6 protein-coding genes, 2 tRNA genes and 1 pseudogene are annotated in these 5,368 nt (G+C 40.3%); 7 read left to right on the forward strand and 2 right to left on the reverse strand.

The features are described from left to right. The first annotated feature begins 194 nt into the window (after positions 1-194). The gene (locus H6G17_RS31980) at positions 195-635 is read left to right on the forward strand and encodes a DMT family transporter (protein ID WP_347276499.1); all 441 of its coding nucleotides are present in this window, start codon (positions 195-197) and stop codon (positions 633-635) included. Between the two features lie 2 nt (positions 636-637). On the opposite strand, the gene mtnC is transcribed toward H6G17_RS31980, so the two are convergent. Then, entirely contained in the window at positions 638-1,366 is a 729-nt protein-coding gene (gene mtnC / locus H6G17_RS31985) for an acireductone synthase (protein WP_192162726.1), read from the reverse strand. 171 nt (positions 1,367-1,537) lie between these two features. Between mtnC and H6G17_RS31990 the strand changes: the two genes are divergently transcribed. The 5 genes from H6G17_RS31990 to H6G17_RS32010 all read left to right on the forward strand — a co-directional run bounded on the left by H6G17_RS31990 (position 1,538) and on the right by H6G17_RS32010 (position 3,582). Beyond that, positions 1,538-1,831: a hypothetical protein gene (locus tag H6G17_RS31990; RefSeq protein WP_192162728.1), complete on the forward strand. Its 294-nt coding sequence runs from the start codon at positions 1,538-1,540 to the stop codon at positions 1,829-1,831. Then, the gene (locus tag H6G17_RS31995) at positions 1,828-2,118 is read left to right on the forward strand and encodes a type II toxin-antitoxin system RelE/ParE family toxin (protein WP_192162730.1); all 291 of its coding nucleotides are present in this window, start codon (positions 1,828-1,830) and stop codon (positions 2,116-2,118) included. Before H6G17_RS31990 ends, H6G17_RS31995 begins: the two co-directional genes overlap by 4 nt. 93 nt (positions 2,119-2,211) lie before the next feature. After that, complete coding sequence (locus tag H6G17_RS32000) at positions 2,212-3,258, forward strand: reverse transcriptase family protein (protein ID WP_192162732.1); 1,047 nt, start codon at positions 2,212-2,214, stop codon at positions 3,256-3,258. A gap of 176 nt (positions 3,259-3,434) precedes the next feature. Then, a tRNA-Tyr gene (locus tag H6G17_RS32005) sits at positions 3,435-3,506 on the forward strand. 2 nt (positions 3,507-3,508) lie between these two features. Further along, positions 3,509-3,582: transfer RNA gene (locus H6G17_RS32010), tRNA-Ile, on the forward strand. A gap of 147 nt (positions 3,583-3,729) precedes the next feature. On the opposite strand, the gene H6G17_RS32015 is transcribed toward H6G17_RS32010, so the two are convergent. Further along, the gene (locus H6G17_RS32015) at positions 3,730-3,900 is read right to left on the reverse strand and encodes a hypothetical protein (protein WP_192162735.1); all 171 of its coding nucleotides are present in this window, start codon (positions 3,898-3,900) and stop codon (positions 3,730-3,732) included. A gap of 211 nt (positions 3,901-4,111) precedes the next feature. Here H6G17_RS32015 and H6G17_RS32020 point away from each other — a divergent pair. Further along, positions 4,112-5,269 (forward strand): annotated as a pseudogene (locus H6G17_RS32020) (SPFH domain-containing protein); the annotation flags it as partial. Between the last annotated feature and the right edge of the window lie 99 nt (positions 5,270-5,368).

Raw genomic sequence — 5,368 nt, forward strand, 5'->3', positions numbered from 1 at the left:
TCTGCTTTTGGCGAGAAAATATATCGTCGAACCGACGACACCAGTTATCAAAACATGCTGGCATCGCTGCACTTACTTGATCTTTCATTTACGCTGCTCCTGTTGAGACTGACGTAAAACTACCTCGGTGACTGTATTGTATCTCTATTTTTTCTTACTTTTCTACAAAGTCCCATTATGCAATTGCGATCGGCATTCTTGCCAGCGTCGGCTCTGGAGTCGTTTATGCTCTTTATACAGTCATTGCCCAAAAATGCTTTGAAAAACTGCATCCCATTCCCTTCACCTGGATCAGTTTTGCTACCACGCTGCTATTTTCTGGCATGAGTCTGTTATTTTGGCAACTCCCCTATACCAATCTTGCCTGGACACCTTTATGGATTGGCGGCATATTTTCAGGGTTAGTGAGTTTTCTCAGACACATTTTGAATAATATTGGTATTCGCGCAATTGGTGCAACCGCCGCTTCCATAATTGGTTCTGGCAGTCCAGCATTGACGGCATTAGTTGCCTGGATCGTAATTCATGAAACTTTGAATGTAATCCAGATTTTAGGTATTGGTATTGTCACGTTGGGTATTGCTTTGTTGAGTGGAGAACGAGCTTTAATTAAGCGATCGCATCACCCTAACTGAAATTAAACATTATCAAAACTACTAATAACGGGAAACCCCTCTGAATCTGATGTGCGATTACCCGCTCGCAGAGAAAAGAGCGTTTGTATTTTCGCCGCCTCAGCTGCTTTTAGTTCCGCCGTTACATCTGAAATAAAGAGAATTAGGTTTGGTGATACACCGATCGCTTGAGCAATTTTGCGATAACTTTCTGCCTCTTTTTTTGAGCCAGTTTCAGTATCGAAATAGCCGCTCAAAAACTGAGTTAAATCGCCTGCTTCAGAATATTGAAATAACAATTTTTGTGCCTGAACGCTACCTGATGAAAAGATATACAATCGCTTACCCTCGCGAGTCCAACGTTCAAATGCAGGTTTAACATCGGGAAAAAGTTGCGATCGCAACGTCCCATCTCGATAACCGCTTTCCCAAATTTTCCCCTGTAACGATTTGAGTCCGGTAGATTTGCGATCGGTTTCAATTAAGTAATGAATGTAAGGCACGGCGGCGGTTGCTGAGTTATTCACCCATTCAGGTACAGCTAATCCCTGAGCAACATCGGCTGTATACTCTTGCCGCAATCGCTCTAGATCTGCTTGTACTCCACTTTCGCGATCGTGCGCTTGCAGAAACGATTCCACCTGCTTTTGAGCAAAAGGAAACAGCACGCCGAAAACGTAATCAATCGGGGTTGTGGTTCCTTCAATATCGAGCAAAATAATATCTGCACGAGCAGAATAGCGATCGGGCATGGTTACACAGAAATAATTACATGCATCAACTCGATCCAGTATACATATAGGGAATACAGATATGGCAGTCCTACCTAATTTATGAAACTCAAGCTTTTTTAGCTACTCCCTGCTATATTTGCTAACACACCCTTTTCGTTACAATGAGAATATCTGTTGCAATACTTCTCTATGAGTCAACCTACTGCATCGATCAACACCAAACTCATTGACTCTCTGGCTCAAATTATCCTTTCCCTCACCGACGAGGAGCGCCAACTTCTGGCGCAAAAAATTCAACATTCATCGTTGTCTGAGGAAGAGCATCAACATAAAAAAGAAGCTTTACAACGAGATATTACTTTGGGTGTGGAACAACTCAAGAACGGCGACTACACCGAGTATAACGATTCCTCACTACCCAACTTATTTGAAAATATTAAGAGACGCGCTAAACAAAGACTTGAGCAGGAGCCAGCTCAGTGAATCGCTTCCGTCTTTCACAACAGGCAGAACAAGACTTGGAAGATATCTGGGTTTATCTAGCACGACAGAATGAACTTTTAGCGGACAAACAGATTGCCCAAATATTAGACCGATTCCCTATGTTATCTCAATTTCCTGATATGGGTAAACAGCGTAACAATTTACTCCCTGGACTTCGGAGCTTTCCCGTTCAGCCCTACATCGTTTTTTATACTAAAATTGCGGATGGCATCGAAATTGTTAGAGTCTTGCACCAATCTAGAGATATTGACAGCCAGTTTTCGTAATTCGGCGATCGCATTAGTAGAATGAGCAGCGCCTTCTACATTAATTAAATCAGTAACTTACTACAGGAGTGCCAGTAGCTACCAGAGAAAAGTATGGTTGTTAAACATCAAGCCACTATTCCACGCTTAACTGAAGGTAGTATCGAACAGTTACGCAAGAGAGGATTGCCTGAATGCAACACTGATGAAGAAATAGCATTAGCAATGGGAATCAGCGTCGAAAAGCTGCATTTTTTAGCTGGCGATCGCTCTGTATCTTCTACTTCATTTTATTCCCGCTTTCAGATTTCCAAAAAAACAGGTGAAGCAAGAATAATTTCTGTACCAACGCCCGAACTAAAAGCTGCTCAAAGATGGATTTTAAAGCATATTTTAGATAAGATAGAAATTCACGATGCAGCTCATGGTTTTTGTCGCGATCGCTCTATTGTTACCAATGCCACACCGCATGTAGGTAGAGATGTAATAGTAAAACTCGATCTACAAAACTTTTTTCAATTAATTACATATAAACGTGTCAAAGAATTATTTCATGGTTTTGGTTATTCTGAAACTGCGGCAACAATTTTTGGATTAATCTGTACGATCGCGACAACAAATAATAGTAATAAAACAAGCTGTAAAAATATAGAAAAACGTCACTTACCTGAAGGTGCGCCAACCAGCCCTGCTATTTCAAATCTGGTTTGCGATCGCCTCGATACGCATTTAACTAAACTTACCAATAATCTTGGATTTCGCTATACACGTTATGCCGACGATTTAATTTTTTCTAGTTTTGAGAAAGCAGCAACTAAAATCAATAATTTGATTCATGGAAGCAAGTTAATCATTACTACAGAAGGCTTTACAATTAATTCTGACAAATTTAAAATTTTGAGTAAATCTGTACAACAAATAGTCACGGGTATTGTGGTAAACCAACAATTAAATCTATCTCGAAAAACGTTGAAAGCTTTCCGAGCTACTTTGTATCAAATTGAACGAGAAGGTTTATCAGGTAAAAAATGGGGGAATTCAAATAATTTAATTGCTACAATTACTGGGTTTGCTAACTACGTAGCAATGGTTAACCCCAGCAAAGGCGCAGAATTTTTAGCATCAGTAGAACGGATTAAACAGAAATGCGATCGCTCCTAAGTTATGAATAAATATACAACTTGAGTAATTTCTCGCTTGCTATTTGCGGTTGTTGTGTTAAATTTATACCGAGGTAGTTGTAAAGTTACAAAGCTGTAGTACGGGTTCTGCATACCCGACTGGTACGCTGACTCATAGTATAAGCGTATACCGCAAAGTACTTTAGCTATTTCACCGTTTGATTAGCTCAGTTGGTAAGAGCGCCTGCTGTATGCGGGATGACGTAGGTTCAAATCCTGTATCAAACCCCCGAAAGTTAGCTCATTTGGTTAGAGCAATCGGTGTATCGCCGATTGATAGCAGGTTCGATTCCTGTACTTTCTCCAAAATCCCCTCGTCCTGGGTACGGACACCTTGTTAGGGACAAGGCAGCTTCGGAAGAAGCAGTTAGTAGTGGGTTTTCCCAGTGCTAAGAACGGCTGAAAACGTTTTATTCGTCACTTACTCTGTCAAGCAGGTGTTTGTTCGCAGTCAAGGAGCCAGCGCAAATGTAATTCTCTCTAACTTGAGTATGTCCTTCGTTTTCCCAATCCGATTCTCTACAGAGACTCTGGCACTGGCAAATCGAACGGCGTATTTGAGCGTTGTTGGCTTTGGTTGAATTACCTTCGGGTGTTCTGGCAAGGTTACAGCACTCTTCATCCAGTTTTGGAGAATCTTTTGCCCGCACCAAGATTGTTAACCCCTGTACTGGCAGAGTAAAAAATATTTTTGTATTATATGTAGTATACTGAAATTATCTTGCTAAGGGTTGTAAGCTCCTGGTTAGTAGCTAAAGCTGCCAAAAAGACGAATGTTCTTATCTAATCTTCTCCGGCGGGTACAGTTGCCCAAATTATCGATTCAAATTTCTATGTGGAAAACCTTTTACATCAAGCCTAACGAAATCGGAATTTTATATTACCGCAGCGATTTTAAGAAGATTTTACAGCCAGGGACTTACACTTATTTGGGTCGCCACTGGCAAGTCAAAACTTATGACTTGAACCAGCCAGAAGTTAAGATTGAAAATCTAGAATTATTGCTCAGAACCCACGAAGCCGAATTACAAGAGCATCTATTAATTATTAGAACAGCATTTAACCAAGCTGCTTTAGTACGCTGCGGTCAAACCTGGATAAGTGTCATGCCAAATCAACTACGTGCTTTTTGGCGTGGTTTTATTGATGTAGAATCTCATATTTTCAATTTAGAAGAAAGTCTAGAATTACCTGCTGAATTTGTTCAGCAATTGCGCGGACTTGCCATAAACGGATTGAAAAAATTCCAAATTTCAGAGTATGAAATTGGCTTGCTATACGTTCAAAATAACTTTATTAGACCTCTAGAACAAGGGGAATATGCTTTTTGGACTGTAAATCGGGATGTTGCACTAAGAACTCTCAGCCGGATCGTACCTAACCCAGACTTTCCACTAGAAGATGTATTGATTGAACAACATCCTGAGTTTGTTTCAGCCTATTGCGAAGTCGTACAATTACAAGATCGACAAGTAGCAATTGTCCGGTATTTGGGTAAAGTTATTGCTATTTTGCCACCTACAAGCCGCAAGTTATTTTGGCGCGGTGTGGAATTGGAAATGATCGATATTAGTAGCAATGCTAAATTATCGCCTAATTTAGTAGCAGAATTGTTGGCAGGTTCTAAAGAAGTTCTATTACTAAGCCACAACAGTTTGCATATTCGTGAAGTCCCTGCACAGCATGTTGGTATGTTATATGTAAATCAAGAGTTTCAAGCGTTACTAGAGCCAGGAATACATGCTTGGTGGTTATATGGACGCTCGTTTCAAACTGAAGCGATTGACATGCGGTTGCAAAATATCGAGGTATCCGGTCAAGATATCCTGTCAAAAGATAAAGTTCCTCTACGCTTGAACTTAACTGCTGGTTTTCGTATTCAAGATCCGCTGAGAGCAAAAAATGGTTTGTCAGATATTTCTAGTTTCTTGTACAAAGAATTACAGTTTGCTTTGCGTGCAGCAGTTGGCGAACAAACTTTGGATGCACTAAGTAAGTAGACAGGAAAATTTACAAGTATGTAACAAAAAATTAATTAGACTGATTCGAGTGAAATTTAACACGCCTGGTACTATAGTTTCCTCTTTCTC

Source organism: Chroococcidiopsis sp. [FACHB-1243] (assembly GCF_014696895.1).
GTDB lineage: Bacteria > Cyanobacteriota > Cyanobacteriia > Cyanobacteriales > Chroococcidiopsidaceae > Chroococcidiopsis.

Bases quoted from the DNA above. Each gene is read 5' to 3' on its own strand.
- mtnC (WP_192162726.1), bottom strand. From the start codon at position 1,366: ATGCCCGATCGCTATTCTGCTCGTGCAGATATTATTTTGCTCGATATT.
- H6G17_RS31990 (WP_192162728.1), top strand. From the start codon at position 1,538: ATGAGTCAACCTACTGCATCGATCAACACCAAACTCATTGACTCTCTG.
- H6G17_RS32000 (WP_192162732.1), top strand. From the start codon at position 2,212: ATGGTTGTTAAACATCAAGCCACTATTCCACGCTTAACTGAAGGTAGT.
- H6G17_RS32015 (WP_192162735.1), bottom strand. From the start codon at position 3,900: ATGAAGAGTGCTGTAACCTTGCCAGAACACCCGAAGGTAATTCAACCA.